Here is a 26,036-nt window from a genome sequence, read left to right as displayed (position 1 = left end):
GGCCGGGCCTGCCTACCACCGCATCCGCACCCCAAGGCTACCAATCAACCCGTTCAGGTCATTGTCATCCACATCGCTGCTGTAATCTGCACTCACAAACAAGGCCACCGAAGGCGTCACCCGCGCCACCAGCCCCAACCCCAATTCCACCGTGGTCGAGTAGCGCGAGCTGGAGATCTTGTCGACCTGGTCCAGCTTCACCTCGTCGGCATTGCTGAAGTCATACCACACGTTGGTCCGCACATAGGGTTCGATCGGCATGCCGCGCACTTCGTAACGCCCGGACAATTTCGCACCCACCCGGCCACTCCAGCTCGGCTGGCTGTCAAAGGCCTGCAGGGTTTCTTCCTGCACCTGGTTCCCGGGGAAGAACTGTTGGTTGATCAACTGTGCCTGGGGTTCGATCACCCAGTTGCCGCCCAGGCGAATCGGGTAACCACCTTCCACCGAAAAGGTCATCGCGTGGCCGTTGTCGTCCACGCGCTGGCCGTTTTCGCCACGCCCCAGCACATCGATGCGCGAGCCCATGGCCACGGCGTCCAGGTGCCAGCCCTGTTCATGGGTCATGCTCCAGTAAACGCCCAGGCTTTCCCCGCTCAGGTTCACCGCATTGCGCTGCTTGTCGCCCAACAGTGGGCGCATGCCGTTGAAGCTGCTTTGCAGGTTGTTGTGCCCCACGAAAATCCCTGCGCGGTGCACATTACCCGCAGCCGTTTCACGCACGAACAGGTCCGGGCCGATCATCAGTTGCTGGCTGGGCGCCTCAAGCTGCTCCGGGGGTTGTGCGCCGTTGCGCGAGGTGCTCGGGAAAAACTGCGCCCACTGGCTGGCAACCAGGTCCGGTGCCGCCTGCCCGTGGCGTTCGCTCATCTTCTGTGAAAAGGCATTCAGCGTGCCGATGCTCAGGCCACTGGCGCTGACCGGGTCAAGCGACAGCTGCGGCACCGCAGCCTGCTGCAAAAAGCCGGGCGAGGTGGGGTCTCCCTGCAATTCGTACGCGAACGTTTCCACCGGGGTTGCCAGAAGCAGCGACGTGGAAACCGCGTAGAAAATGCTGTCGAAGCGCAAGGGGTTCGAGGTGCATTTCATGGCGGATCTCCTTTGTTTTTGAGAGTTACAGCCCGAGGACCTGGCCTGTTGTCACGAGCTGTACGGCAAAAACAGGGGGCGACCCAAACCAGCACGCCAGCCTTCGCAAGCGCGCACAAAGGCGCGAGCTAGAGGCCCGGCGCGAGATCTTTACTGCTAGATAATCTTCAGCTAAGGAGACGACGCCGCTTGCGTCAAGAAAGCGTGAAAGAACTGTTCACGCTTCGTGGTTGGGCTCAAGCCCTTGATTTTTTGAGCAAAGAAGTAGGGCATAGCCGGGTTAGCTATTTGCCGCGCCCCGGCTATGACGAATGATTGCTAGCGCTCACCTGCACTGCCAGGTGATTCAGTCTTCCTCGTGCTGCAACACCATCAGCAGCATCGACCGCCCTTTGACCTCGAACGTGCTGTCGAACTGCAAGTGCTGCCCCTTGCGCAGCTCCGGCCGGTCGGTATCGACCAGGCAGCTCCAGTATTCGCCCTCGGGCACTGCCGGCAACTTGAACGGCACGATGTCATGGTGAGCATTGACGATCAGCAATACCGTGGCCTCGGCACCGGGCCGGGCAATACCGCTGACCTGCGCACGGCCGTCGATGAGCATGCCCAGGCAACGCCCGTGCGGATCTTCCCACTGCTCCACGCTCATTTCGCTGCCATCGGGCGCCAGCCAAGTCACGTCCTTGACCCCGATGGCCTCATTGTAGTCGCCTACCAGAAAGCGCGAGCGGCGCAGCACCGGGTAGGCCAGGCGCAGGCGGGTGAGGCGTTTGACGAAGGCCAGCAGCTCCTCGCCGTCCTGGTCCAGGTCCCAGTTCACCCAGCCGATCTCGCTGTCCTGGCAGTAGGCGTTGTTGTTGCCGTGCTGGGTACGGCTGAACTCGTCGCCGGCAACGATCATCGGCGTGCCTTGGGCCAGCAGCAAGGTGGCGAAGTAGTTGCGCATCTGGCGCATGCGCAAGGCATTGATGCCCGGGTCGTCGGTTGGCCCTTCCACGCCGCAGTTCCACGACAGGTTGTTGTCGGTGCCGTCCTGATTGTTCTCGTCGTTGTCTTCGTTGTGCTTGTGGTTGTACGACACCAGGTCGCGCAGGGTGAAACCATCGTGGGCGGTGACGAAGTTGACCGAGGCATACGGGCGCCGGCCACGGTTGTTGAACATATCGCCCGAGGCGGTCATGCGCGAGGCAAAGTCGGCCAGCTGGCCTTCGTCGCCTTTCCAGAACGCCCGCACGGTGTCGCGGAAGCGGTCGTTCCATTCGGCCCAGCCCGGAGCAAAGTTGCCGACCTGATAGCCGCCGGGGCCGCAGTCCCAAGGTTCGGCAATCAGCTTGACCTGGCTCAGCATCGGGTCTTGTCGGCAGGCAACGAGGAAACCGTGGCGCTCGCTGTAGCCTTCGCGGTAACGGCCCAGGATGGTTGCCAGGTCGAAGCGGAAGCCATCCACATGCATTTCGCCGGCCCAGTAGCGCAGCGAGTCGGTGACCAGTTGCAACACGCAGGGGTGGCTCAGGTCCAGGGTGTTGCCGGTGCCGGAATCGTTGATGTAGTAGCGCTTGTCGTCCGGCATCAGGCGGTAGTACGAGGCGTTGTCGATGCCGCGCATCGACAGGGTGGGGCCACGCTCGTTACCTTCGGCGGTGTGGTTGTAGACCACGTCCAGAATCACCTCCAGCCCGGCGTCGTGCAGGTGCGCGACCATTTCCTTGAACTCGGCGATCTTGCCGCTGGCCAGGTAGCGCGGGTGGGGGGCGAAGAAGGCGATGCTGTTGTAGCCCCAGTAGTTGTTCAGGCCTTTGTCCAGCAGGTGCTGGTCGTTGACGAAGGCGTGGATTGGCAGCAACTCGATGCTGGAAACGCCCAGTTCCTTGATGTGCTTGAGCAACTCGTCATTGGCCAGGCCAGCAAAGGTGCCACGTAGCTCTTCCGGTACGGCCGGGTGGCGCATGCTGATGCCGCGGGTGTGCGCTTCGTAGATGATGGTGCGTTCCCAGGGGATGAGCACGCGCTGGTCGCGGCCCCAGGTGAACGCGGGGTCGATCACCTTGCATTTGGGCACGAAGGGCGCGCTGTCGCGTTCGTCGAACGACAGGTCGCCGTCGGGGTGGCCGATGGTGTAGCCGAACAGCGCCTCGGACCATTTCAGGCTGCCGACCAGCTGCTTGGCGTAGGGGTCGATCAGCAGTTTGTTGGGGTTGAAGCGGTGGCCGTTCTCTGGCTCGTAGGGGCCGTATACCCGGTAGCCATACACAAGCCCGGGGTGAGCGTCGGGCAAGTAGCCGTGGTAGATCTCGTCAGTGTACTCGGGCAGTTCGATGCGCTCGATTTCCTGTTCGCCGGTGGAGTCGAACAGGCACAGCTCGACCTTGGTGGCGTTGGCCGAGAACAGGGCGAAATTCACCCCAAGGCCATCCCAGGTGGCGCCAAGGGGGAAGGGCAGGCCTTCGCGGATGCGCGATGGGGCAACTGAGCGGGTTTTCTTTGGGGTGCGAGGGCTCATGGCAATCCTCAGGGGCCTTGGTGGAAGGGGAATTGTTTAGTCCTGCGCCGGCCTCTTCGCGGGCTTGCCCGCTCCCACAGTACCTCCACAGCGCTGGAGGTTGATGCTGTACGTGTGGGAGCGGGCGAGCCCGCGAGGAGGCCGGTGCAGGCTTAACCGGCAGCCGGTTTTTTCGCCGCCCGGGGCTTTTTCGCCGCAGCGGGTTTGACGCCCGGAAGGGCAGCTACCTTGGGGTCGGCAGGCGCTTTGGGCTCAGCTGCTACCTTGGGCTTGGCCGGCGCCCGCTTGCGCGGCTCCGCCTTCGGTGCCAGTGCCTCAGCCTCGGCTAGCTTGCGGGCCATGTCCCAGTGGCGCTCTTCCTCGCCTACAGGCTTACCCTCGGACTCCCAGATCTGGTAGGCGAATTCGCGAATACGTTTTTCATCGACACTCATCATGACGCTCCTGATGCTCAAGATTGTTGTATCAACAGGTTGACCGGAAACTCTGCCAGCACAGCGCTCAACATCAGCTCCCTAGAAGGGCTGACCGCCGCACAGGGGAAAAGTCCCGTCGAGTTGGCAGGCGACAAGGCAAACGGCAGTACCAGCCGGGTGTCGTCCCAGTTCTGCGCCGGGATCAACGGGGTTGCAGCGCCGCCCAGCAGGCCACTGGCCAGGCGTGGGGCGACGACGATGGCGCGTTCGCCTTCACCCAGACGGGCAAAGGCGATCACATGGTCTGCATGCCGGCCTTGCACCGTCAGCGGCAGGTAGGCGCCGCGGCGGAACAGGTCGGCGTGGGCCTGGCGGCAGTCCAGTAGCCGGGCGATCAAGGCCTGCTTGATACGGCCGTCGCGCCAGTGTGCCAGCAGCTCAGTGGTGGGCGTTGCATCGTCCAGAGTGGCCCGCCTGCAAGCGTAGTCCACGGCGCGGCGGTTGTCCGGATCGACCAGGCTGAAGTCCCAGTATTCGTTGCCCTGGTACAGGTCGGGTACGCCGGGCGTGGTCATGCGTAGCAAGGCCTGCACCAGGCCATTGAGGGCGCCGGGGCAGGCCAGCAGTTGCGCGGCATCGGCCACGGATTTGCGCAGTTGCTGGTTCTCGTTGTCCAGCAACAGGCTGTCGATGTAGCGGGCACAGGCACTTTCGTAGCCTTCGTTCGGGGCGCTCCAGCTGCTGCGCAACTTGGCTTCGCGCAGGGCTTTCTGCTGCCACTGGCGAATGCGCTCCGCATACTGGCGCAGGGCATTGCCATCGTGGAGGTCGAGGTCCAGCGGCCAGCTGCCGAGCAGGGTTTGCAGCAACATCAGTTCGTCGCCGGGGCTGGGGGCCTGACCATCTTCCAGCTGCGTACGTAGCGGTTCGGCCAGCTCGCGCCAATGTTCTACCCGGCTGGCCAGCCAAGGGCCACGCTCGCTGAGCACGGCCAGGCGTGCGCGGGTGTCTTCGCCGCGCTTGTGGTCGTGCGTGGCGGTGGCCAGCAGGTTGTCGGGGAAGTCGCGCAGGCGCCGTTGGGCTTCGTTGTGGAAGTGCATGGGCGAGGCGCTGAAACGTTCGGCCTCGAAGCCGACGTCGTTGCGCGACAGCAGCCGGGCACTGCGGTAGAAGGCGGTGTCCTCCACGGCTTTGGCAGCACTGGGTGCGGTCAGCTGCTGGAAGCGCACGCAGGCGTGACGCAACTGTTTACGGGCGCGGCCCGGTGGCAGGTGCCGCCAGCCTTGCCCGCCCAGCCATTGCTCAAGCTGCTCCAGCAGCGGCCAGTCGGCTTCGCCCAGGTCCTGCCGGGCATTGGCCAACGCTTGCTGGAAAAACCCTTCGTCTTCAGCCGGGCGCCCACAGGCGTTGAAGTAGGTGCGGTACACCGGGTAATGCGCCACCAGTGCCTGCAGGGCCCGGCGAATCGCACCCAGGGTCAGGTCGCGGGTCATCAGGTCGTTGCGGGCAACCTGCAATAGCGCTTGGGCCACCGATTCGCAGTCCCCTGCCAGGCTGGCGTTGAGCACCAGGTGGCGCGCCTGACGCACTTCTTCAGGGAAGTCCGGGCGCTCGGTCACGTTGGCCCACAGTTCCGTCAGCGGCGTTTCGCCGGTCGGGTCGTGTTGCAGCAGCGAGACCTGGTTCATGAACTCGTAGCCGGTGGTGCCGTCGGTGAGCCAGTCGCGGTGCAGGTGTTCGTTGGCGCCGAGGATTTTCTCCACGTAGATCGGGAAGTGCTCCAGGGCAGCCTGCAAAGGCCGGCGTGCCAACAGGCCATCGACGCGCCGGCGCAGCTTGCGGCAGTAGCCACGTGGGTCGGCAAGGCCGTCGATATGGTCGATGCGCAGGCCGTCCACCAGGCCGCGTTCGATCAGTTCGAACAGCTTGGCGTGGGTGGCCTCGAACACCGCCGCGCGCTCCACCCGCAGCCCGCCCAGCTCGTTGATGTCGAAAAAGCGCCGCCAGTTGATGTCGTCGGCGGCGGTGCGCCAGCTGGCCAGGCGGTAGGTCTGGCGCTCCAGCAGCAGGTGCAGGCGCTTGAAGCCGGCCTCGCTGCGGCTGTCGAACGCCAGCAGGGTCGAGTCGAAGTCGGCGCCCTCGCGTGCCAGGCGGGCCAGCTCGGCTTGCAGCGGGAGGGCATCGGCAAGCGGCGTGGCCGAGTCGCTCAAGGCGGTGAAGTGCTCGGCCAGGGCTTTCAGGGCCGGCTCCGGGCTGAGCGCCAGGATCCAGCCATAGTCGACTGGGCAGATCGGGAAGCGGTGCTCGTAATGCGCCACTTGCAGCAGGCCGTGATGCTTGTCGAATTCCAGCGGTATCTCGCCATGCTTCAAGGCCACGCCATAGTCGCTGCCCAGGAACGGCAGCAGCAGTTGCCCGGCCAGCAGCGGGTCGCTGGAATGCCACTGGATGTCGAAGAATTCTGCATACGGGCTGCGCCGGCCCCAGGCCAGCACGCTCTGCCACCAGGGGTTGTCGGCGCCGCCCACAGCCATGTGGTTGGACACCGTGTCGAGGATCAGCCCCATGCCATGCTGGCGCAGCGCGGCGACCAGCCGCTCCAGTGCCGCCTCGCCGCCCAGCTCGGGGTTGACGCAGGTCGGGTCGACCACGTCGTAGCCATGGCGCGAGCCAGCACGGGCTTTGAGGATGGGCGATGCATACAGGTGGCTGATGCCCAACTGGGCGAAGTACGGCACCAGCGGCACGGCATGGTCAAGGGTGAAGTCGCTGTGAAATTGCAGGCGCAGGGTCGCGGTCAGCGGCTTCATTGGTCACGCTCCCAGGCCTGTTCGCGGGCTTGGGCCAGCAATTCCAGGCGGCGTGCGGCATCTTCGTCATCGAGCAGATCGCGCACTGGCAAGGCGAAGCGCCGGCGCCAGTTGGGATGCCCGGCGGTGGTGCCCGGCAGGTTGGGCTGCTCGTCACAGCCGAGGAGGTCTTCCAAAGGCACCAGCACCAGTGGTGCGCGGGTATGGCCGACGTAGCGGATGGCGGCATCGATCAGCGCGTCGTTGTCCTTCAACGCACCGTAGTTGGCTTCCAGGGTGCGGCGCAGGCCGTCGTGCTCTTTCTGGCGGTCGTGGCGCCAGTGCAATTCGGTGGCGGCATCGATCAGCTGCAAGCGGTGGCTCCAGTCGATGTCGCGGTTTTCCAGCCAGCCGGCCAGGGGCGCCAGGTCGTGTGTGCCGGTGGTGGCCAGCGCGTTTTCCGGCCAGTCGAGAATCGGCTTGAACTGGCCGGGCTGGGTTTGCTCGAAGGGCAGCACGCGCATGCCCAGCACGGCTTTCTCTGCCAGGGTTTCGCGCAGGCCATCGGGCACGGTGCCCAGGTCTTCGCCGAGAATGATCGCCTGGTGGCGCACCGACTCCAGCGCCAGCAGGCGCAGCAGGTCGTCCAGTGGGTAATTGAGGTAGGCACCTTCACTGGGCTTGGCGCCCTGTGGGATCAGCCACAGCCGGCGCAGGCCCATCACATGGTCGATGCGCAGCCCGCCCGCGTGGGCGAGGTTGGCCCGCAGCATTTCGATGAAGGCGCGGTAGCCATTGCGCTTGAGGCCTTCGGGCGAGAACGCGCAGATGCCCCAGTCCTGCCCGGCGCGGTTGAGGATGTCGGGCGGCGCACCCACCTTGAGGCCCGCCAGCAGTTCGTCCTGGCGGCTCCAGGCCTGGCTGCCGGCACCGTCGGCACCCACGGCCAGGTCGGCGATCAGGCCAACGCTCATGCCGTTGCTGCGGGCGGCTTCCTGCGCTCGCTGCAGGCCCCGTTCGGTCAGCCATTGGCAAAAGGCATGGAACTCGACCTTGGCCGGGTAGGCGTTGGCAAAGGCTTCAACTTCAGGGTGGTACGGGTCGTGCCAGGCCTTGGGCCAGTTGCGCCAGTCGGCGCCCAGGCCATGCTCTACCGCCTGTGCTTGCAGTACCTCGAAGCGGCAGTGGTGCTCAAGCGCCTGGCCGCCGGCTTCGCGGAAGCTGTCGAAATCCGCGCGCAGTGGATGGTTGCCCTGGCTAAAGCCTTGGTACAGCGCTTCGAGCAGGCGCAGTCGGGCGCTGGCGGCGCGTGGCCAATCGACCAGTGAGCGTTGTTCCAGCTCTTCCAGTTGCTGCTCCAGGCCGCAGGCTTCGATGGCCATGCGCACCTCCCGTTCACCCAGCAGCGCAGCGGGGCTGGCGTACAGGGTGTTGAGCAGCAGGCGGCTGGAGGGCGAGTAGGGGCTGTAGTGCTCCTGGTCGATGGCCGACAGGGCGTGGATCGGGCTGATGGCCAAGGCATCGGCGCCGCGTTCGGCAGCGGACCGGGCCAATTGTTCCAGGGCCAGGCAATCGCCGTAGCCGCCGTCGCCGGGGCGGCGCAGGCTGTACAGCTGCACGGCCAGGCCCCAGCAGCGCGGCGGGGGTTGCGGCACCTTGTCTTCCAGGCTGTGACAGCGCGGCGGTGCCACGGCCACGGTGAAGCGGCGGCTGTCGATTTCAACGTGGTGGTAGCCGATGGGTAGCTCGCCGGGCAGGCGCGCCTGATCGTCGAGGCTGAGGGTACGCGAGGTGTGGTCTTCCAGGGTGCAGTGCGCGACGCTGGCCGCACTGAAGTAGCGTGCCAGCGCCAGTGGCTGGCCAAGGTCGGCGGTCAGCAGTGGTGGCAGGTGCTCGCTGTCTTCTGCTGCCTCCACAGCGCGCAGGCTGGCGGCAATCGCGGTGTCATCGGCGGCGGGGTGGCCCAGGCCTTCCAGAATATTGCGCAGCACTTCATCACTGACGCGCTGGGGCCGGGCGTTGGCGTCGACCCAGTCGCGGCTCAGCCCGACGCGGTTTGCCAAGCGGTGCAGGGCGGTTTCGCTCATGGACGCTCCAGATCAGGGGGAAGCAGGCTGACCACACAGCTGTAGGCCGCCAGTTGGCTATCGGGGTGTCGGGTGTCGCTGCTGTCGAACAGCCGAGTGGACGCTGCGGGTAATTCGATGGACTGCGGTGTGTCGCCCAGGTTCAGGTCAATACGCAGGGTGTTGCCATCGCCCAGGCGCCAGCGTGCGGTCAGCGCCTTTTCGCCGTGCACCTCGGTGCCCAGTGAACGGCTACCGGGCAGGTGCGGGATGACATGGCGGTGGCGCAGGTCGAGCAGTTGCTGGTACAGGCCGTGCCAGCCGGCGATCACTTCCTTGTTTTGCGGGCGTGACGCTTCGAAGGTCTGTTCGGCGTTGGGGTCGGGAATGCGTGCGCGTTGCTCGGGGTCGGCGAACGCGTTGAAGTGAGCGAATTCGCCGCGCCGGCCTTCGCGCACGGCGTCAGCCAGCTGATCATGAAAGTCGGTGAAAAACAGGAACGGCCGGCAGCTGCCATCGTCATCGCCCATGAACAGCAGCGGGATCATCGGTGCCAACAGCAGCAGGCCAGTGGCCGCCCGCAAGGCCGGCGGCGGGCACAGGCGGGTCAGGCGTTCGCCCAAGGCGCGGTTGCCGACCTGGTCGTGGTTCTGCAGGAACAACACAAAGGCACTGGGCGCCAGGTGCCCGCTGGGTTCACCGCGTGGCGTGCCATGGCGGTTGGCCTGGCCCTGGAACACGAAGCCTTCGGCCAGGCAGCGCGCCAGCTGGTCGATGGGGCGTTGCTGGTAATCGGCGTAGTAGCCTTCGGTTTCGCCGGTCAGCAGCACATGCAGGGCATTGTGGCCGTCGTCGTTCCACTGGGCGTCGAAGCCCTGCTCAAGCAGGCCGGCCTGGTTGTGCTCGTTCTCCAGCACCAGCCACACCTGGCGGCCAGGTTCCACGGCGGCGCGCACGCGTTGCGCCAGCTCGATCAGGAAATCGGGCTGGTCGATGGCATGCACGGCATCCAGGCGCAGGCCATCGCAACGGTAATCGCACAGCCACATCAGGGCGTTCTGGATGAAGTACTCGCGCACCTGCGGGCGGCGGAAGTCGATGGCGGCGCCCCAGGGCGTCTGCCGGTCTTCGCGGAAGAACGGGCTGGCGTACTGGTGCAGGTAATTGCCGTCGGGGCCGAAGTGGTTGTACACCACGTCCACCAGCACCATCAGCCCCAGGCCGTGGGCCTGGTCGACCAGTGCACACAGCTGCTCGGGGGTGCCGTAGGTGTTTTGTGGCGCGAACGGCAGCACGCCGTCGTACCCCCAGTTGCGCTCGCCGGGGAACTGCCCCAGCGGCATCAGCTCAATGGCACTGATGCCCAGCTCGGCCAAGCGTGGCAACTGTCGGGCAACCCCGGTGTAACCCTCGAGCAGGCCGACATGCAGCTCCTGGATCACCGCTTCGTGCCAGGGGCGACCTTGCCACGGGTGTTGCCAGGTGTAACCGGCCACATCCACCACCTGGCTCGGCCCCTGTACCCCTTCAGGCTGGTAGCGCGAGGCCGGGTCGGCAACCCGCAGTTCGCCGTCGATACGGTAGTGGTAACGGTCACCGGCCTGACACGGTGCAACGCCGGTGTACCAGCCATCTTCATCCGGCAGCAGCGCGATGGCCGGCTGCTGCTCCAGTTCCACGCTCACGCTGCGCGCATCGGGTGCCCAGAGGGCGAAGCGCGCCGACGTGGCGTCCAGCAAGTGTGCGCCATGCCTGTGCATCTTCTGACCCTCGCTCAGTAATGGCTCAACTGTGCCTGCTTGACCAGGTCCTCGTAGAGGCGGGCGTAGGGTTCCACCGCCTGGCACCAGTTGAACGGCTGAGTCATCGACAGGCAGCGCATGGCGTTCAGCAGGTCCTTCTTGCCGTACACATAGAAGGCGCGGCTGAGTGCCTGGCGGTAGCTCTCGACGGTGGACTCGTTGAACAGGAAGCCGGTAACGCCACACTCGATGGTGTCGGCCAGCCCGCCAGTGTTGCGCGCCACCGGCAGCGAGCCGAAGCGCTGTGCATACATCTGGCTGAGGCCACACGGCTCGTAGCGCGACGGCATCAGCAAGAAGTCGCTGCCGGCGAACATGCGCCGGGCGTCGGTTTCGTTGAAGCCGATGCGCACGCCGATGCGGCCCGGGTGGCGCAGCGCCAGCTCGCGCATGGCCTGTTCCTCTTCGGGCTCGCCTCGGCCGATGATCGCAATCTGCCCGCCTTGCTCGACGATGTAGTCGGCCACGCCCAAAGTCAGGTCCAGGCCTTTCTGGTAGACCAGCCGCGATACCACGGCGAATAGCGGACCGTCAGAATCCTCCAGGCCGAACAGCTCGCGCACTTCATGGGCGTTACGCGCCTTGCCTTCCCAGTCGTTGATGCTGAAGTTGTGCTGCAGGTGCTTGTCGGTGGCCGAGTCCCAGCTTTCATCGATACCGTTGGGAATACCCCCGAGCAGACCTTGCTGGGCCTTGCTGGCGAGGAAGCCGTCAAGGCCGCAGCCAAATTCGGGTGTGGTGATTTCCCGGGCATAGGTGGCGCTGACCGTGGTGATGTGGCTGGAGTAGGCCAGGCCCGCCTTGAGGAACGACAGCTTGCCGTAGAACTCCATACCTTCCTGCTGCATGGCGTGGTCGGGAATCGCCAGCTCCGGGCTGCATCCCCGGCTGTACACACCCTGGTAGGCCAGGTTGTGAATGGTGAACAGGGTAGGCGTGCTTAGCCCGCGCCAGTGCATGTAGGCCGGGGCCAGGCCGGCGGGCCAGTCATGGGCGTGCACCACTTCGGGTGTCCAGTGGATCTTGCCTTCGCCTGCGGCGATTTCGGCCGCAGCCAGGCCCAGGCGGGCGAAGCGGATGTGGTTGTCGGGCCAGTCGCGGCCATTGTTGGCACCATAGGGCGTGCCGTCGCGCTGGTACAGTTCGGGGCAGATCAGCACATAGATCACCAGGCCGTCGGCCATGTCCATGCGCCCGATCTTGCACGGCGGCAGTGCCGCGTGGCCGCCCAGTTCACCGACGATGTGGATGGGGTTGTCGCTATCCATCACCTGGCGGTAGCCGGGGATCAGCACCCGCACATCGTGCAGGTGCGCCAGGGCGCGGGGCAGGGCGGCAGATACGTCACCCAAGCCACCGGTTTTCACCAGGTCGGCGATTTCCGACGTCACGAACAGGATCTTGCGCTTGTTGGGGTTGTGCTGGCGCTGGGCGCCGGGTGCCGTGCCTGTCTTGGCGAAGTCCGGGGTTAGCGGCTCGCGGTTGTCCGGGTTGAATGAATCTACGTGAGGCTCGACAGCGGCACTGATCATACTTCTCTCCGTCCCTATGCTTTGGCCGGGTGCTGGCACCCGTGGCGATATATCGTGTGAGTTCTCTCTAATTCGGATCTGCGTAGTGCGTTCCATGCCCCTGAGTCGTGCGCGCAGGCACAGCGCTGTCGGCATTCCGGCCGCAGGCGAGTGGACTGGTTGGGGTGGGTGGGCCGTGGCTGGGAGTGCCCCATCCGTTTGGCCTACTTAATTCCTGACCTACCGGCTTTCCTTAAAGTTCGACTTTTTTACGTCACTCTTCCCTTGAGCAAATGGCGGGCCGAAAACCGAGTGTAGGAGAGAACGCGATAAAAATGTGACCCACTGGTCATTAATGTGAGGTGCGAAATAGACGCAAACGTTGGCGTATGTGGCTGGATGTGAAAAGGTTTGCCCGAGGCGTTTTGCGGGTGCGCCAAATTGTGGCTGGAATGGCAGCTTGCACCATAGTGGGGCGATGGAAGGGTGTTTGCGTCTTTGCCAGTGACCCGCGTAGGGGCCTGACCTGGAAAAGTAGAGTCAGCAGGTGGGAGCCCTACAGCCCCCACTGAGAGGAAGGAAAGATCAGAGGCTGACGGCCTTGCCGTCGGTACGCGCTTGCGCCAGCAGCAGGTTCAGTTGGGCGACCTGCTGGCGCAGCTGGTCACATTCGTCTTTCAGTTTACGCAGCTCATCACGGCGCACGGAGACATAGAGTGTCTGGGTTGGGGTTGCAGGCATCAAGGTACCCATGAGCACACCTCGCGGTTTTGGCTGGTGACAAGTCAAAGCGTAGACGCTTCACGCGGGGCGCATTCTGAATTCTTTTGCAGGGCTTGGGAACTTTTTTGTTTATCGTGGTCTCGCCGTTCGTCGCTGAACCCTCATGCGGTACGCTGGACTAATCTGGAAAGCTGGACTGTGTCGTCAACCATTTCGTAAGGGGAGCATCGGCTCATGCAACTGGGAATCGTCGGGCTGGGCCGCATGGGCGGCAATATCGCAAGGCGCCTGATGCGCGCCGGCCACCGCACCGTGGTACACGACCGCAACCGAGAGGCCATCACCGGGCTGGAAGGCGAGGGTGCTCAAGGCGCACACGACCTCGGTGCGCTGGTACAAAAACTGAAAGCGCCGCGCGCAGTGTGGGTCATGCTGCCGGCCGGCGAGCCGACCGAGCAGACCATCGCCCAACTGGCCGAACTGCTGGAGCCGGGCGATGCGATCATCGACGGCGGCAACACCTTCTACAAGGACGACATGCGCCGCGCCGCTGAACTGGCCAAGCGCGGCCTGCATTACCTGGACGTGGGCACCTCCGGCGGTGTGTGGGGCCTGGACCGTGGCTACTGCATGATGATCGGTGGTGAAAAGGACGTGTTCGAGCGCCTGGAGCCTTTGTTCAAGGCGTTGGCGCCGGGCGTGGGCGACATCCCGCGTACTCATGGCCGCAGCGGTGAGCATCAGCGTGCCGAACACGGGTATATCCACGCCGGCCCACCTGGCGCCGGGCACTACGTGAAAATGGTGCACAACGGCATCGAATACGGCCTGATGCAGGCCTACGCCGAAGGCTTCGACCTGTTGCGCAGCAAAGGCGGCAACGAGCTGCCCGAAGAACAGCGCTTCGACCTGAACGTGGCCGAGATCGCTGAAGTGTGGCGGCGCGGCAGCGTGGTCACTTCGTGGTTGCTCGACCTCACCGCCGATGCCTTGGTCGCCGACCCGCAGCTGTCGCAGTTCAGCGGCTCGGTGTCCGACAGTGGCGAGGGCCGTTGGACCATCGACGCCGCTGTGGAACAGGCAGTGCCGGTGCCGGTTTTGTCCAGCGCGCTGTTCGCCCGCTTCCGCTCGCGCCAGCAACAGGGCACCTACGGTGACAAGATCCTCTCGGCCATGCGCCTGGGCTTTGGTGGCCATGTCGAGAAGAAAGCCGAATGACCAAACAGACCATTCCTGCTGCACCGCCTTGCACCCTGTTTCTGTTCGGCGCCAATGGCGACCTGGTCAAGCGCCTGCTGATGCCGGCGCTTTACAACCTTAGCCGCGACGGTTTACTGGACCGCAACCTGCGCATTGTCGGTGTCGACCATAATCCGGCCAGCGCCGAGGATTTTGCCGCGCGCCTGCATGCGTTCATGGTCGAGCGGGACAAGGGCACGGCCAAATGCCTGGACGAGAAACTGTGGGCCCGCCTGGCCAAGCGCCTGGATTACCAGACTGGCGATTTCCTTGACCCGGCGACCTACCAGGCCATCGCCAAGCGTATCGAGAAGACCAGCCACGGCAATGCGATCTTCTACCTGGCAACCTCGCCGCGCTTCTTCCCCGAAGTAGCCCAGCGCCTGGGGCAGGCCGGGTTGCTCGACGAGTCTGCAGGGGGCTTTCGCCGTGTGGTGGTCGAAAAGCCGTTCGGCACCGACCTGGCCAGCGCCGAGGCGCTCAACGCCTGCCTGCTGAAGGTGATGGGCGAGCGGCAGATTTACCGCATCGATCATTACCTGGGCAAAGAAACGGTGCAGAACATTCTGGTCAGCCGTTTTTCCAATGGCTTGTTCGAATCGTTCTGGAACAACCACTACATCGACCATGTGCAGATCACCGCTGCGGAAACCGTCGGCGTCGAAACCCGGGGCGCGTTCTACGACAGCACCGGGGCCTTGCGCGACATGGTCCCCAACCACTTGTTCCAGTTGCTGGCGATGGTAGCCATGGAGCCACCCGCAGCGTTCGGCGCCGATGCCGTGCGCAGTGAAAAGGCCAAGGTGGTCGGCGCCATCCGCCCGTGGTCGGCGAAAATGGCCCTGAAAAACTCCGTGCGCGGCCAGTACGTCGCCGGCAAGCAGGGGCGCAAGCCGCTGCCCGGCTACCGCCAGGAGGCCAACGTCGCTGCCGACAGCCAGACCGAAACCTTCGTGGCACTGAAGGTCATGATCGACAACTGGCGCTGGGCTGGCGTGCCATTCTACCTGCGTACCGGCAAGCGCATGAGCGTGCGCGATACGGAAATCGCCATCTGCTTCAAGCCCGCGCCCTATGCGCAGTTTCGCGAGTCGGAGCTGGAGCGCCCCAAGCCCAACTACCTGAAAATCCAGATTCAGCCCAACGAAGGCATGTGGTTCGACCTGCAGGCCAAGCGGCCGGGGCCGGAGCTGGTGATGGAGAACGTCGAGCTGGGCTTTGCCTACAAGGACTTCTTCAAGATGACCCCGGCGACCGGCTACGAGACCTTGATCTACGACTGCCTGACCGGTGATCAGACCCTGTTTCAGCGCGCCGACAACATCGAGAACGGTTGGCGCGCGGTGCAGCCGTTTCTCGATGCCTGGGCGCAGGATGGCGAGGTGCATGAGTACCCGGCGGGTGAAGATGGGCCCGAGGCTGGCAATGAACTGCTGGCGCGGGACAAGCGCGAGTGGCATCGGCTGGGGTGAGGTTCTTGTTATGCCTGTGCTGGCCCTTTCGCGGGCGAGCCCGCGAAAGGGCCAGCACAGGCAACCACATCAAGGAGGTTGAATGCCCGCCCACATCGAAGACTACGCGCTGCTGGGCAACTGCCGCAGCGCTGCCCTGGTCAGCCGTGATGGCTCGCTCGACTGGCTGTGCCTGCCACGCTTCGACGCCCCAGCCGTATTCGCCGCACTGCTGGGCAACGAAGAAAACGGCCGCTGGCGCCTGGCCCCCAGCGACCCGGTCGAGCACAGTAGCCGGCGTTATCTGGACGATACCCTGGTGCTGGAAACCACCTGGGTCACCGCCACTGGCCGTGCCCGCGTGCTCGACTTCATGCCTTTGGGCGAGGTCAATTCGGTGGTGCGAATCGTCGAGGGCATCTCTGGTGAAACCAACTTCGAAATGGATCTGGTCATGCGCTTCGATTACGGGCGCAGCGTGCCCTGGGTGGAACGGCTCGACCCACTCACCCTCAGCGCCGTCGCCGGCCCTGACCGGCTGATCCTGTGCAGCACCGTGCCGCCGCATGCCCGCGACCACCATACCGTCGCCCGTTTTCGCGTTGGTACAGGTGAGCGGCATATCTTCAGCCTGCGCCATCAGCCCTCGCACCTGCCAGTGCAACCCGACCGCGACAGTGACCAAGCCCTGGCCCACACCATCGATCAATGGCAGGCCTTCGCCGCCCGTTGCCCGCAGGTAGGCCCCTACACGGCCTTGGTGCGCCGTTCGTTGCTTACCCTCAAGGCAATGACCTACGCGCCTACCGGCGGCATCGTCGCCGCCGTTACCACCTCGCTGCCCGAGCGCCTGGGTGGGGAGCGTAACTGGGACTACCGCTTCTGCTGGCTGCGCGACGCCACCATGACCCTGCTGGCGTTCATGAACCTGGGCTATTTCGACGAAGCCCAGGCCTGGCGGGAATGGCTGCTGCGTTCGGTGGCTGGCAACCCTGAACAGATGCAGATCATGTACGGCCTGGCTGGCGAGCGCGACTTGCAGGAATACACGTTGCCGTGGCTGGCCGGTTACGAGCATTCGCAACCCGTGCGGGTGGGCAACGCCGCTTCGCAGCAGATGCAGCTGGACATCTACGGCGAACTGGCCGATGCCATGACCCAGGCGATCAAGGGTGGCTTGCCGCGCCACCCGCGCAGCGCTGCCATTTCCCGCCTGATCCTGCCTTACGTCGAGCGCATCTGGCGCGAGCCGGACGAAGGCATCTGGGAAGTACGCGGTGGCCGGCAGCAGTTCGTGCACTCCAAAGTGATGGCGTGGGTCGCCTTCGACCGTGCTGCGGGGCTGGCCGACACCACGGAGGAAGGCCGCGAGCGTGGGCGGCATTATCGCCAGGTGGCCGATGAGATTCACCGTGAAGTCTGTGAGCGCGGCCTTGACGCCAGCGGTCTTTATTTCGTCCAGGCCTACGGTTCTTCAGAAATGGACGCCAGCCTGTTGCAGGTCGCCCTGACCGGATTTCTGCCGGCAGATGATCCACGCTTTTTACGCACGCTTGAACAGATCGAACAGCGCTTGCTGAAGAACGGCCTGCTGTTGCGTTACGACAGCGACAGTTGCAGTGATGGCCTGACGCCCGGGGAGGGTACTTTCCTGGTGTGCTCGTTCTGGCTGGCTGACGTGTATGTATTACTCGGGCGCCAGGCAGAGGCGCAGGCGCTGTATGAACGCCTGATCGGCCTGTGCAACGACCTTGGCCTACTGGCCGAGCAATATGACCCGGCCGGCCAGCGCATGCTTGGCAACTACCCTCAGGCGTTCAGTCATATCGGCATCATCAACACTGCGCTCAACTTGCACCGGGCACAGTGCCCGGTGCGTGACCGGGCGAGTTGCAGATAGGTGCGACGTGCACCAAGGGATTGCACCACGTTGGAGCAAGCGGAGTAGACTAGGCCAAACCCCTTAGGCACGGAGCACCCATGGGCATTCGCGGTAATGATCGGCAGATCGACAACATCGAGTTCAATGTCAGCGACATCGCACGGAGCAAGGCCTTCTACGGCAGCGTGTTCGGCTGGGCGTTCACCGATTACGGGCCCACCTACACCGAGTTCAGCGATGGTCGCCTTACCGGGGGCTTCACCACCGGCGAGCCGGTACGCCCGGGTGGTCCGCTGGTCATTTTGTACGCTGACGACCTGGAGGCCACGCAGCAGCGGGTCGAGGCGGCGGGGGCGAAAATCAGCCGGGCAACTTTTGCCTTCCCCGGCGGGCGACGCTTCCACTTCATCGACCCGGACGGTTATGAACTGGCGGTGTGGACGGCCCAGGGCTGATGGCCAACCACAAGATCGAAATCCGCCGGCGCAATATCGAGAAGATTCTGCAGGCGGCGGAAAAGGTGTTCGCCGAAAAAGGCTATGGCGCCACGTCCATGGGCGATATTGCCGAACAGGCCGAGTTGCCGCGCTCCAACCTGCACTATTACTTCAGCACCAAGGACGACCTGTTCCGCGCCGTACTGCAAGACTTGCTGGACGTGTGGAAGCAGGACGCGCTGTGCTTCGAGAACTTCGACGACCCCCGCGTGGTGTTGACCAGTTACATCCGCGCGAAGATGGGGCATTCGCGTTCGCGGCCGCTGGGTTCGAAGATCTGGGCCGAAGAAATGCTGCACGGGGCGCCGGTGCTGGGGGTGAACCTGGATGAAAGCCTGGTGCCCTGGGCCAAGTTGAAAGAGAACAAGATCCGCCGCTGGGTAGAGGAGGGGCGCATTCTGCCGGTGGAGCCGTCGGCGTTGCTGTACATGATCTGGGCTTCGACTCAGCATTACGCCGACTTTGGTTACCAGGTTGAATTGCTCAATGGCGGGGAGATGCTCTCGGACATGGCGTTCGAGAGTGCGGTGCAGACGGTGACCAGCGTGATCTTGCGGGGGATTGGGCTAGAGCCCTGAACCGGAAAATGGGGCCGCTGTGCGGCCCCAATTGCTCAGCTGGCCTCGCGATAGGGATTACGCGGATCCTGCGTCCAGTTCATGTACGGCTTGCCCGTATCCTGCGCCTGCATCTCGATGCAGCTTTCCACCGGGCAAGTGATCTGGCACAGGTTGCAGCCCACGCATTCCTCCTCGATCACACTGTAGGCATGCGTGCCGTCAGCCTTCAGCGTGCTGGCAATGGCCTGGTGAGATGTATCCTCACAGGCTATGTGGCAGCGCCCGCAACCAATGCAGGCCTCCTGGTCGATATGCGCCACCGATTTATAGTTGATGTCCAGGTACTTCCAGTCGGTGGTATGACCCACCGCTTGCCCGCGAAATGCTTCGATGTTGGCATGCCCATGCTGGTCCATCCAGCGCGCCAGGCCGTCCTGCATGTCCTCGACAATGCGGAACCCATGAAGCATCGCCGCCGTGCACACCTGCACGGCGCCGCTGCCCAGGGCCATGAACTCCGCCGCATCACGCCAGTTGCCAATGCCGCCAATGCCGCAGATTGGCAAACCGCGTGTTTCCGGGTCGCGGGCGATCTCCGCCACCATGTTCAGCGCAATCGGCTTGACCGCCGAGCCGCAGTAACCGCCGTGGGTGCTCTGGTCCCCCACGATGGGGTGGGCGACCATGCGGTCGAGGTCGACACTGGTGATGGAGTTGATGGTGTTGATCAGCGACACCGCATCGGCCCCGCCCCGGTGCGCGGCACGGGCCGATTGGCGGATGTCGGTGATGTTCGGCGTAAGCTTCACGATCACCGGCAGCGAGCAGTGCGTCTTGCACCAGCGGGTGACCATTTCCACGTACTCCGGCACCTGGCCGACCGCCGCGCCCATGCCCCGTTCAGGCATGCCGTGCGGGCAGCCGAAGTTAAGCTCGATGCCGTCGGCCCCGGTGGCTTCCACCAGTGGCAGGATGAACTTCCACGATTCTTCCACGCACGGCACCATCAGTGACACGATCAGTGCACGGTCAGGCCAGTCCTTCTTCACCTGGGTGATTTCGCGCAGGTTGATGTCCAGCGAACGGTCGGTGATCAACTCGATGTTGTTGATGCCCTGCACCTGGCGGTTGGCGCCGTAGTGTGCTGAGTAACGCGACGACACGTTGACCGCCGCCGGGTCCTCGCCCAGGGTTTTCCACACCACGCCGCCCCAGCCGGCCTCGAAGGCGCGGACCACGTTGTAGGCTTTGTCGGTGGGCGGCGCGGAAGCCAGCCAGAACGGGTTCGGTGCCTTGATGCCGGCAAACACAATAGACAAGTCGGCCATTTACGCTGCCTCCACGTTGAGCATGAGTCGGGCATGGATGGCTTCGGCGGCCAGCTTGCCGTGCTGTACGGCCTGGACGGTAAGGTCCTGGCCCAGGGCGGTGCAGTCACCGCCGGCATACACGCCCGGCAGGCTGGTTTGCAGGGTCTCGTCGACACGGATGCGCTCACCCTCGCGGACCAGCTGTGCAGCCAGCGGGTCGCCGAGGCTGGCATCGTCGAAGCGTTGGCCGATGGCCTTGAAGATGGCATCGGCGGCCAGCTCCAAGGTTTCGCCAGTGTCGCGCAGGCGGCCGTCGGCCAGCTCGGTACGGGCGAAGCGCATGCCGCGCACCTTGCCAGCGTCATCCAGCAGTACGGCATCGGGGCGGGCCCAGGTGTGCAGGCGCACCTGGTTGGCCTTGGCAATGTCTTGCTCGTGGCCGGTGGCGCCCATGTCGGCATTGCCACGGCGGTACACGAGGTTGACGTCGCGGGCGCCCAGGCGGCTCATCTGCACGGCCATGTCGATGGCGGTGTTGCCGGCACCGATCACCAGGCAGCGGTCGGCCAAGGGCAGTTGGCTCAAGTCATCGGCCTGGCGCAGTTCGCGGATGTATGCGGTGGCGGCGAGCAGGCCGGGGGCTTCTTCATCGGGCAGGCCCAACTGGCGCACGGCATTCAGGCCGAGGCCAAGGAATACTGCGTCGTACTGGTCGCGCAGTTCGCCCAGGCTGAGGTTGCCGCCCAGGCGCTGGCCATGGCGAATTTCGATGCCACCGATGCCCAGCAGGAATTCCACTTCACGTTGCGCATAGTCGTCGACCAGTTTGTAGCGGGCGATGCCGTACTCGTTGAGGCCGCCAGCCTTGTCACAGGCCTCGAACACCACCACGTCATGCCCGTGCATGGCCAGGCGATGGGCACAGGACAGCCCGGCAGGCCCGGCACCGACCACGGCGATGCGCTTGCCGGTAGCCGGGGAACGCTTGAACGGGTGTTCGGTGAAGTGGGCGTTGTCCAGGGCGTAGCGCTGAAGCTGGCCGATCAGTACCGGCGCACACTCCTGCGCGTTGTTGCGCACGCAGGCTTGCTGGCAGAGGATTTCGGTGGGGCATACACGGGCGCAACTGCCGCCGAGGATGTTGGCGGAGAGGATACGCTCGGCGGCGCCTTGCAGGTTTTCGTCACTGATGCGGTGGATGAACGAGGGGATGTCGATGTCGCTGGGGCACGCATTGACGCAGGGCGCGTCGTAGCAGTACAGGCAGCGCGCGCTTTCGACGGCGGCCTGGCGAGCGGTGAGGGGTGGGGCCAGGTCGCTGAAGCGCTCGGCCAACTGGTCGGCACCGGCCCTTGGGCGCGGCAAGTGTTTCAGGGCGTCGATCACGGTTGTAGCCTCTCTATTTTTATGGGGGCAGGCGACAGGGGCCGCTTCGCAGCCCCAAGGGCCTTAACGCTGCACGGGCGTCGGGCGCTGATGCTCGGCCCTGCGTTCCAGCACCTCATACACCGACGGGTACGCCGGCCGTTCCACATACCGCCCCGCGCCCGCTTCGGCACGCAGGTCGCCATCGGCCCACAGCACCTTGCCCTGGCTGATGGTGTGGCTGGGGATGCCACGCACGGTGCGGCCTTCGAAGATGTTGAAGTCCACCCGCTGGTGGTGGGTCTGGGCGGAGATGGTGCGGGTGCCCTGCGGGTCCCACAGCACCAGGTCGGCGTCGGCGCCAACGCGGATGGCACCCTTGCGCGGGAACAGGTTGAAGATCTTCGCCGTGTTGGTAGAGGTGAGGGCAACGAACTCATGCATCGACAAGCGCCCGCTGTTCACCCCGGCATCCCACAGCACCGCCATGCGATCCTCGATGCCGGCGGTGCCGTTGGGAATACGGCTGAAGTCGTCGCGGCCCATGGCTTTCTGCTCGGCGCAGAAGCAGCAGTGGTCGGTGGCGGTGGTGTGCAGGTTGCCCGACTGCAAGCCGCGCCACAGGGCTTCCTGGTGTTCACGCGGGCGGAACGGCGGGCTCATCACGTAGCCGGCCGCAGTGGCCCAGTCCGGGTCACGGTAGACGCTGTCATCCAGCAGCAGGTGGCCGGGCAGCACCTCGCCATACACCGGTTGCCCCTTGCCCCGCGCATAGGCAATTTCATCCAGTGCCTCGCGGCTGGAAACATGCACCAGGTACAGCGGCGTGCCGAGGGTTTCGGCAATGCGGATGGCGCGGCTGGCCGCCTCGCCCTCGACCTGGGACGGGCGCGACAGCGGGTGGGCTTCCGGCCCGGTCAGGCCTTGGGCCAGCAGTTTTTTCTGCAGGTGGTACACCAGCTCGCCGTTTTCGGCATGCACGGTAGGCACGGCACCCAGTTGCAGGCAGCGCTCGAAGCTGGCCACCAGGGTGTCGTCGGCGGCCATGATGGCGTTCTTGTAGGCCATGAAGTGCTTGAAACTGTTCACACCGTGCTTGGCCACCAGCTCGCCCATCTCTTCGGCCACCTGCTCGCTCCACCAGGTGATGGCGACGTGGAAGCCATAGTCGCTGGCGCTTTTCTGTGCCCAGCCGCGCCAGGTGTGGAAGGCCTCCAGCAGCGATTGCTGCGGATTGGGGATGACGAAATCGATGATCGAGGTGGTGCCACCAGCAAGACCCGCAGCGGTGCCGCTGAAGAAGTCCTCGCTGGCCACGGTGCCCATGAACGGCAACTGCATGTGGGTGTGCGGGTCGATGCCGCCGGGCATCAGGTACTGGCCACTGCCGTCAAGGATCTCGCAGTCGGTCGGGGGTTCGAGGTTTTGCCCGATGGCGCGGATCAGGCCATCGGCACACAGGACATCGGCGGGGTAACTCTCTTCGTGGGTAACCACGGTGGCGCCACGGATCAACAGGGACATGCCGTTTTCCTCGCAGGCTGACCGGTCTGGGCCGGTTCTTGGAATTGTCACGGGTGCAGGGCGGGCAGGGCGGTTAATCCTGTCAGTCCTGACAAGATTCGAGGCTAGATGCTGATTGGTGATTCATCAAGAAAATTTTCCTATTATTTTTGTGGTTTTTAAGTGACTGATATTTAACGATTAATTATTTAGTTAGCGCTGGTTTCGGGGCTTTCGGAGGTTTTTGACTTACTTGACAAGATGAAAATCTGGTCGAGATTTTTAAGCACGATTACGCGTGCGTACTCCGGCCATCGAGTTAGCCCGATGAGCAAACAACTAAAAGAAAATCTGGAGAAGGGCCCATGCAACAGAGCAGATCGGAAGTGGTCGAGCAAGATGGCCTGTTCGAGCTGTCCGAGGGCAGTGATGTCCTCGACAGCCCGCGCTATAACCACGACATCGCGCCCACCAAAGTGCACCAGCGCACCTGGAACAAATGGCACATCACAGCCCTCTGGGTAGGCATGTCCATCTGCGTGCCCACCTACACTTTGGGCGGCGTGCTCACGGCTTACTTCGGCCTCAGCGTGGGCGAGGCGTTGCTGGCTATCCTGCTGGCCAACGTGATCGTGCTGATTCCGCTTACCCTCAACGCGTTCCCCGGCACCAAGTACGGCATCCCGTTTCCGGTGTTGTTGCGCTCGTCCTTTGGCATCCTCGGCTCCAACGTCCCGTGTCTGATCCGCGCGGTGGTCGCGTGCGGCTGGTTTGGTATCCAGACGATGTTTGGCGGGCTGGCCATTCACCTGTTCCTCGGGTCGGTGTTCGATGACTGGAAAGCACTGGGCGGCACCGGCGAGGTGATCGGCTTCATGATCTTCTGGTGTCTGAACCTGTGGGTGGTGCTGCGCGGCGCCGAGTCGATCAAGTGGCTGGAAACACTGTCGGCACCGCTGCTGGTGGCGGTGGGCGTCGGGCTGCTGTTCTGGGCGTTGCCGCACATGTCGATGACCGAACTGCTGGCCCAGCCACCCAAGCGTCCGGAAGGGGCGAGCGTGGTCAGTTACTTCTGCGCCGGGCTTACCGCCATGGTCGGCTTCTGGGCCACGTTGTCGCTGAACATTCCCGACTTCAGCCGCTACGCCCGCAGCCAGAAAGACCAGATTCTGGGGCAGATCTTCGGCCTGCCGCTGACCATGTTCCTGTTCGCTTCACTGGGTGTGGTGCTGACCGCTGCCTCGGCATCGCTGGTGGGCGAAACGGTGTCCGACCCGGTCAGCCTGATCGGCAAAATCCACAGCCCGTTCTGGGTGGCCCTGGCCATGGCACTGATCGTGATCGCCACGCTGTCGACCAACACCGCCGCCAACATCGTGTCACCGACCAACGACTTCCAGAACATTGCCCCTCGCCTGATCGGACGCAGCCGTGCCGTATGGCTGACCGGCTTCATCGGTTTGGCGTTGATGGGGCATGAGCTGCTGAAAAAACTGGGCTGGATCGTGTCCGACCTGAGCCTGGAGAGCGTGTATTCCAACTGGTTGCTTGGCTATTCCAGCCTGCTCGGGCCGATTGCCGGGATCATGGTGGTGGACTACTTCATGATCCGTCGGCAGCAGCTGGACCTGGCCGGGCTGTACCGGGATGACGTGTATCCCGCGTGGAACTGGGCCGGGTTTGCCGCCTTTGCGTTGCCGGTGGCGCTTACCGTGATGGCCATTGGCAACAGCAGTTTCAGCTGGTTTACGACTACGGCTGGTTCACCGGCTCGCTGCTGGGTGGGGGGCTGTATTACGTCTTCGCCGGCGTGGCGGCGCGCAATCCGGCGCGGCTGGCCAAGCCCTTGCCTTGAGACCCAGTCTGCCTCTTCGCGGGCGCGCCCGCGAAGAGGCCCGAACAGACAACAAAAAGCCTGAAGGAGAAACCCGTGACTCCAGTTCAAGACATCCTGAAAACCAATGCCCACCACGTCGACAGCACCCGCCTGTGGCAATCGCTGATGGACCTGGCCCGCCTCGGCGCCACCGCGAAAGGGGGCGTTTGCCGCCTGGCCCTGACCGACCTCGACCGCCAGGCCCGCGACCTGTTCGTGCAGTGGTGCGAGGCCGCCGGTTGCACGGTCGGCATCGACGCCGTCGGCAACATCTTTGCCCGCCGCCCCGGGCGTAACCCCAAGCTGCCCCCGGTGATGACCGGCAGCCATATCGACACCCAGCCCACCGGCGGCAAGTTCGATGGCTGCTTCGGGGTGATGGCCGGGCTGGAGGTGATCCGCACCCTCAACGACCTGGGCGTGGAAACCGAAGCGCCGCTGGAAGTCGTGGTGTGGACCAACGAAGAAGGTTCGCGATTTGCGCCGTGCATGATGGGTTCAGGGGTGTTCGCCGGCAAGTTCACCCTGGAGGATACCCTGGCCAAGCGAGATGCCCAGGGTGTCAGCGTTGGCGAGGCGTTGAACGCCATCGGCTATGCCGGTCCGCGTGCGGTGCTGGGCCACCCGGTGGGGGCGTATTTCGAAGCGCATATCGAGCAGGGGCCAATCCTCGAAGATCAGGCCAAGACCATCGGCGTGGTGCTGGGTGCCCTCGGCCAGAAGTGGTTCGATCTGACACTGCGTGGTGTCGAGGCCCATGCCGGCCCGACGCCCATGCACCTGCGCAAGGATGCATTGGTCGGTGCCGCTGCGGTAGTGGAAGCGGTCAACCGCACCGCCCTCGGCCATCAGCCCCATGCCTGCGGCACCGTAGGATGCCTGCAGGCGTACCCCGGGTCGCGAAACGTGATCCCGGGTGAAGTGCGCATGACCCTGGACTTCCGCCACCTGGAGGGCGAGCAGCTGAATGCGATGATTGCCGAGGTGCGCGGGGTGATCGAAGCCACCTGTGCCAAGCATGGCCTGAGCCATGAACTGGTCCCCACGGCTGACTTCCCGGCGCTGTACTTCGACAAGGGCTGTGTCGATGCGGTGCGCGAGTCGGCCAAGGCATTGGGCCTGCCGCACATGGACATCGTCAGCGGTGCGGGGCATGACGCGATCTTCCTGGCCGAGCTAGGGCCGGCGGGGATGATTTTCGTGCCGTGTGAAAACGGCATCAGCCACAACGAGATCGAGAACGCCACGCCGGGTGACCTGGCGGCAGGGTGTGCGGTATTGCTGCGGGCGATGCTGGCGGCATCGGAGGCCATTGCCAGCGGGCGCTTGGCGGCCTAGCCTGGCGTGGGTTATGTGGCGTCTTTGAGATCGAGCGCCGGCCGCGCGGCGCTCGGTTTACGCGCCACCTCAAAATTCAAGGCTGGCACCTGTCAGCACCACGCCTATCTCTTGGCATA

At 64.2% G+C, this 26,036-nt stretch carries 17 protein-coding genes and 1 pseudogene; 7 read left to right on the top strand and 11 right to left on the bottom strand.

What is annotated here, in order from left to right; translation table 11 throughout:
* Window positions 1-12: 12 nt before the first annotated feature.
* The 8 genes from FHW75_RS20370 to FHW75_RS20335 form a co-directional block, all read right to left on the bottom strand.
* Window positions 13-1,089 (bottom strand): autotransporter outer membrane beta-barrel domain-containing protein, encoded by a 1,077-nt coding sequence (locus tag FHW75_RS20370; protein WP_019096700.1) that lies wholly within the window; start codon window positions 1,087-1,089, stop codon window positions 13-15.
* Window positions 1,090-1,435: 346 nt separating this feature from the next.
* Window positions 1,436-3,589 carry a glycogen debranching protein GlgX gene (glgX, locus tag FHW75_RS20365; RefSeq protein WP_019096701.1) on the bottom strand — a complete coding sequence of 718 codons (2,154 nt, stop codon included), beginning with the start codon at window positions 3,587-3,589 and terminating at the stop codon, window positions 1,436-1,438.
* Window positions 3,590-3,741: 152 nt separating this feature from the next.
* Complete coding sequence (locus FHW75_RS20360) at window positions 3,742-4,023, bottom strand: DUF2934 domain-containing protein (protein WP_371059035.1); 282 nt, start codon at window positions 4,021-4,023, stop codon at window positions 3,742-3,744.
* A 17-nt stretch (window positions 4,024-4,040) separates the two neighbouring features.
* The gene (locus FHW75_RS20355) at window positions 4,041-6,815 is read right to left on the bottom strand and encodes a malto-oligosyltrehalose synthase (protein ID WP_183674412.1); all 2,775 of its coding nucleotides are present in this window, start codon (window positions 6,813-6,815) and stop codon (window positions 4,041-4,043) included.
* Window positions 6,812-8,881 (bottom strand): 4-alpha-glucanotransferase, encoded by a 2,070-nt coding sequence (gene malQ, locus FHW75_RS20350; protein ID WP_025753436.1) that lies wholly within the window; start codon window positions 8,879-8,881, stop codon window positions 6,812-6,814. The genes FHW75_RS20355 and malQ overlap by 4 nt, the downstream gene beginning before the upstream one ends.
* The gene (gene treZ / locus FHW75_RS20345) at window positions 8,878-10,620 is read right to left on the bottom strand and encodes a malto-oligosyltrehalose trehalohydrolase (RefSeq protein WP_025753437.1); all 1,743 of its coding nucleotides are present in this window, start codon (window positions 10,618-10,620) and stop codon (window positions 8,878-8,880) included. The genes malQ and treZ overlap by 4 nt, the downstream gene beginning before the upstream one ends.
* A 14-nt stretch (window positions 10,621-10,634) precedes the next feature.
* Complete coding sequence (gene glgA / locus FHW75_RS20340) at window positions 10,635-12,194, bottom strand: glycogen synthase GlgA (protein WP_019096703.1); 1,560 nt, start codon at window positions 12,192-12,194, stop codon at window positions 10,635-10,637.
* A 564-nt stretch (window positions 12,195-12,758) separates the two neighbouring features.
* Window positions 12,759-12,926 carry a DUF6026 family protein gene (locus FHW75_RS20335; RefSeq protein WP_019096704.1) on the bottom strand — a complete coding sequence of 56 codons (168 nt, stop codon included), beginning with the start codon at window positions 12,924-12,926 and terminating at the stop codon, window positions 12,759-12,761.
* Between the two features lie 204 nt (window positions 12,927-13,130).
* On the opposite strand from FHW75_RS20335, the gene gnd reads away from it, so the two are divergent.
* The 5 genes from gnd to FHW75_RS20310 all read left to right on the top strand — a co-directional run bounded on the left by gnd (window position 13,131) and on the right by FHW75_RS20310 (window position 18,543).
* Window positions 13,131-14,114, top strand: coding sequence for a phosphogluconate dehydrogenase (NAD(+)-dependent, decarboxylating) (gene gnd / locus FHW75_RS20330; RefSeq protein WP_019096705.1), 984 nt, complete (start codon window positions 13,131-13,133; stop codon window positions 14,112-14,114).
* The gene (zwf, locus tag FHW75_RS20325) at window positions 14,111-15,607 is read left to right on the top strand and encodes a glucose-6-phosphate dehydrogenase (protein ID WP_027608782.1); all 1,497 of its coding nucleotides are present in this window, start codon (window positions 14,111-14,113) and stop codon (window positions 15,605-15,607) included. Before gnd ends, zwf begins: the two co-directional genes overlap by 4 nt.
* An 82-nt stretch (window positions 15,608-15,689) precedes the next feature.
* Entirely contained in the window at window positions 15,690-17,486 is a 1,797-nt protein-coding gene (locus FHW75_RS20320) for a glycoside hydrolase family 15 protein (RefSeq protein WP_027608783.1), read from the top strand.
* Window positions 17,487-17,566: 80 nt separating this feature from the next.
* Window positions 17,567-17,923 (top strand): VOC family protein, encoded by a 357-nt coding sequence (locus tag FHW75_RS20315; RefSeq protein ID WP_183674409.1) that lies wholly within the window; start codon window positions 17,567-17,569, stop codon window positions 17,921-17,923.
* Window positions 17,923-18,543: a TetR/AcrR family transcriptional regulator gene (locus FHW75_RS20310; protein WP_016711526.1), complete on the top strand. Its 621-nt coding sequence runs from the start codon at window positions 17,923-17,925 to the stop codon at window positions 18,541-18,543. The genes FHW75_RS20315 and FHW75_RS20310 overlap by 1 nt, the downstream gene beginning before the upstream one ends.
* Before the next feature lie 35 nt (window positions 18,544-18,578).
* On the opposite strand, the gene preA is transcribed toward FHW75_RS20310, so the two are convergent.
* The 3 genes from preA to hydA all read right to left on the bottom strand — a co-directional run bounded on the left by preA (window position 18,579) and on the right by hydA (window position 22,724).
* The gene (gene preA / locus FHW75_RS20305; protein WP_025753442.1) at window positions 18,579-19,853 is read right to left on the bottom strand and encodes an NAD-dependent dihydropyrimidine dehydrogenase subunit PreA; all 1,275 of its coding nucleotides are present in this window, start codon (window positions 19,851-19,853) and stop codon (window positions 18,579-18,581) included.
* On the bottom strand, window positions 19,854-21,221 hold the full coding sequence (locus tag FHW75_RS20300) for an NAD(P)-dependent oxidoreductase (protein ID WP_183674406.1): 1,368 nt from the start codon (window positions 21,219-21,221) through the stop codon (window positions 19,854-19,856).
* Window positions 21,222-21,284: 63 nt separating this feature from the next.
* Window positions 21,285-22,724 carry a dihydropyrimidinase gene (gene hydA / locus FHW75_RS20295; protein WP_025753444.1) on the bottom strand — a complete coding sequence of 480 codons (1,440 nt, stop codon included), beginning with the start codon at window positions 22,722-22,724 and terminating at the stop codon, window positions 21,285-21,287.
* A 344-nt stretch (window positions 22,725-23,068) separates the two neighbouring features.
* Here hydA and FHW75_RS20290 point away from each other — a divergent pair.
* Together FHW75_RS20290 and FHW75_RS20285 are read left to right on the top strand one after the other, a co-directional pair.
* Window positions 23,069-24,558, top strand: a pseudogene (locus tag FHW75_RS20290) (NCS1 family nucleobase:cation symporter-1).
* 75 nt (window positions 24,559-24,633) lie between these two features.
* Entirely contained in the window at window positions 24,634-25,917 is a 1,284-nt protein-coding gene (locus FHW75_RS20285) for a Zn-dependent hydrolase (protein ID WP_019096711.1), read from the top strand.
* Window positions 25,918-26,036: the final 119 nt, after the last annotated feature.

Source organism: Pseudomonas sp. OG7, assembly GCF_014192825.1.
In the GTDB taxonomy this organism is placed as follows: domain Bacteria; phylum Pseudomonadota; class Gammaproteobacteria; order Pseudomonadales; family Pseudomonadaceae; genus Aquipseudomonas; species Aquipseudomonas monteilii.
This window is presented reverse-complemented; position numbering and strand designations above follow the sequence as displayed.

Bases quoted from the DNA above. Each gene is read 5' to 3' on its own strand.
- FHW75_RS20370 (WP_019096700.1), bottom strand. From the start codon at position 1,089: ATGAAATGCACCTCGAACCCCTTGCGCTTCGACAGCATTTTCTACGCG.
- glgX (WP_019096701.1), bottom strand. From the start codon at position 3,589: ATGAGCCCTCGCACCCCAAAGAAAACCCGCTCAGTTGCCCCATCGCGC.
- FHW75_RS20360 (WP_371059035.1), bottom strand. From the start codon at position 4,023: ATGAGTGTCGATGAAAAACGTATTCGCGAATTCGCCTACCAGATCTGG.
- FHW75_RS20355 (WP_183674412.1), bottom strand. From the start codon at position 6,815: ATGAAGCCGCTGACCGCGACCCTGCGCCTGCAATTTCACAGCGACTTC.
- malQ (WP_025753436.1), bottom strand. From the start codon at position 8,881: ATGAGCGAAACCGCCCTGCACCGCTTGGCAAACCGCGTCGGGCTGAGC.
- treZ (WP_025753437.1), bottom strand. From the start codon at position 10,620: ATGCACAGGCATGGCGCACACTTGCTGGACGCCACGTCGGCGCGCTTC.
- glgA (WP_019096703.1), bottom strand. From the start codon at position 12,194: ATGATCAGTGCCGCTGTCGAGCCTCACGTAGATTCATTCAACCCGGAC.
- FHW75_RS20335 (WP_019096704.1), bottom strand. From the start codon at position 12,926: ATGGGTACCTTGATGCCTGCAACCCCAACCCAGACACTCTATGTCTCC.
- gnd (WP_019096705.1), top strand. From the start codon at position 13,131: ATGCAACTGGGAATCGTCGGGCTGGGCCGCATGGGCGGCAATATCGCA.
- zwf (WP_027608782.1), top strand. From the start codon at position 14,111: ATGACCAAACAGACCATTCCTGCTGCACCGCCTTGCACCCTGTTTCTG.
- FHW75_RS20320 (WP_027608783.1), top strand. From the start codon at position 15,690: ATGCCCGCCCACATCGAAGACTACGCGCTGCTGGGCAACTGCCGCAGC.
- FHW75_RS20315 (WP_183674409.1), top strand. From the start codon at position 17,567: ATGGGCATTCGCGGTAATGATCGGCAGATCGACAACATCGAGTTCAAT.
- FHW75_RS20310 (WP_016711526.1), top strand. From the start codon at position 17,923: ATGGCCAACCACAAGATCGAAATCCGCCGGCGCAATATCGAGAAGATT.
- preA (WP_025753442.1), bottom strand. From the start codon at position 19,853: ATGGCCGACTTGTCTATTGTGTTTGCCGGCATCAAGGCACCGAACCCG.
- hydA (WP_025753444.1), bottom strand. From the start codon at position 22,724: ATGTCCCTGTTGATCCGTGGCGCCACCGTGGTTACCCACGAAGAGAGT.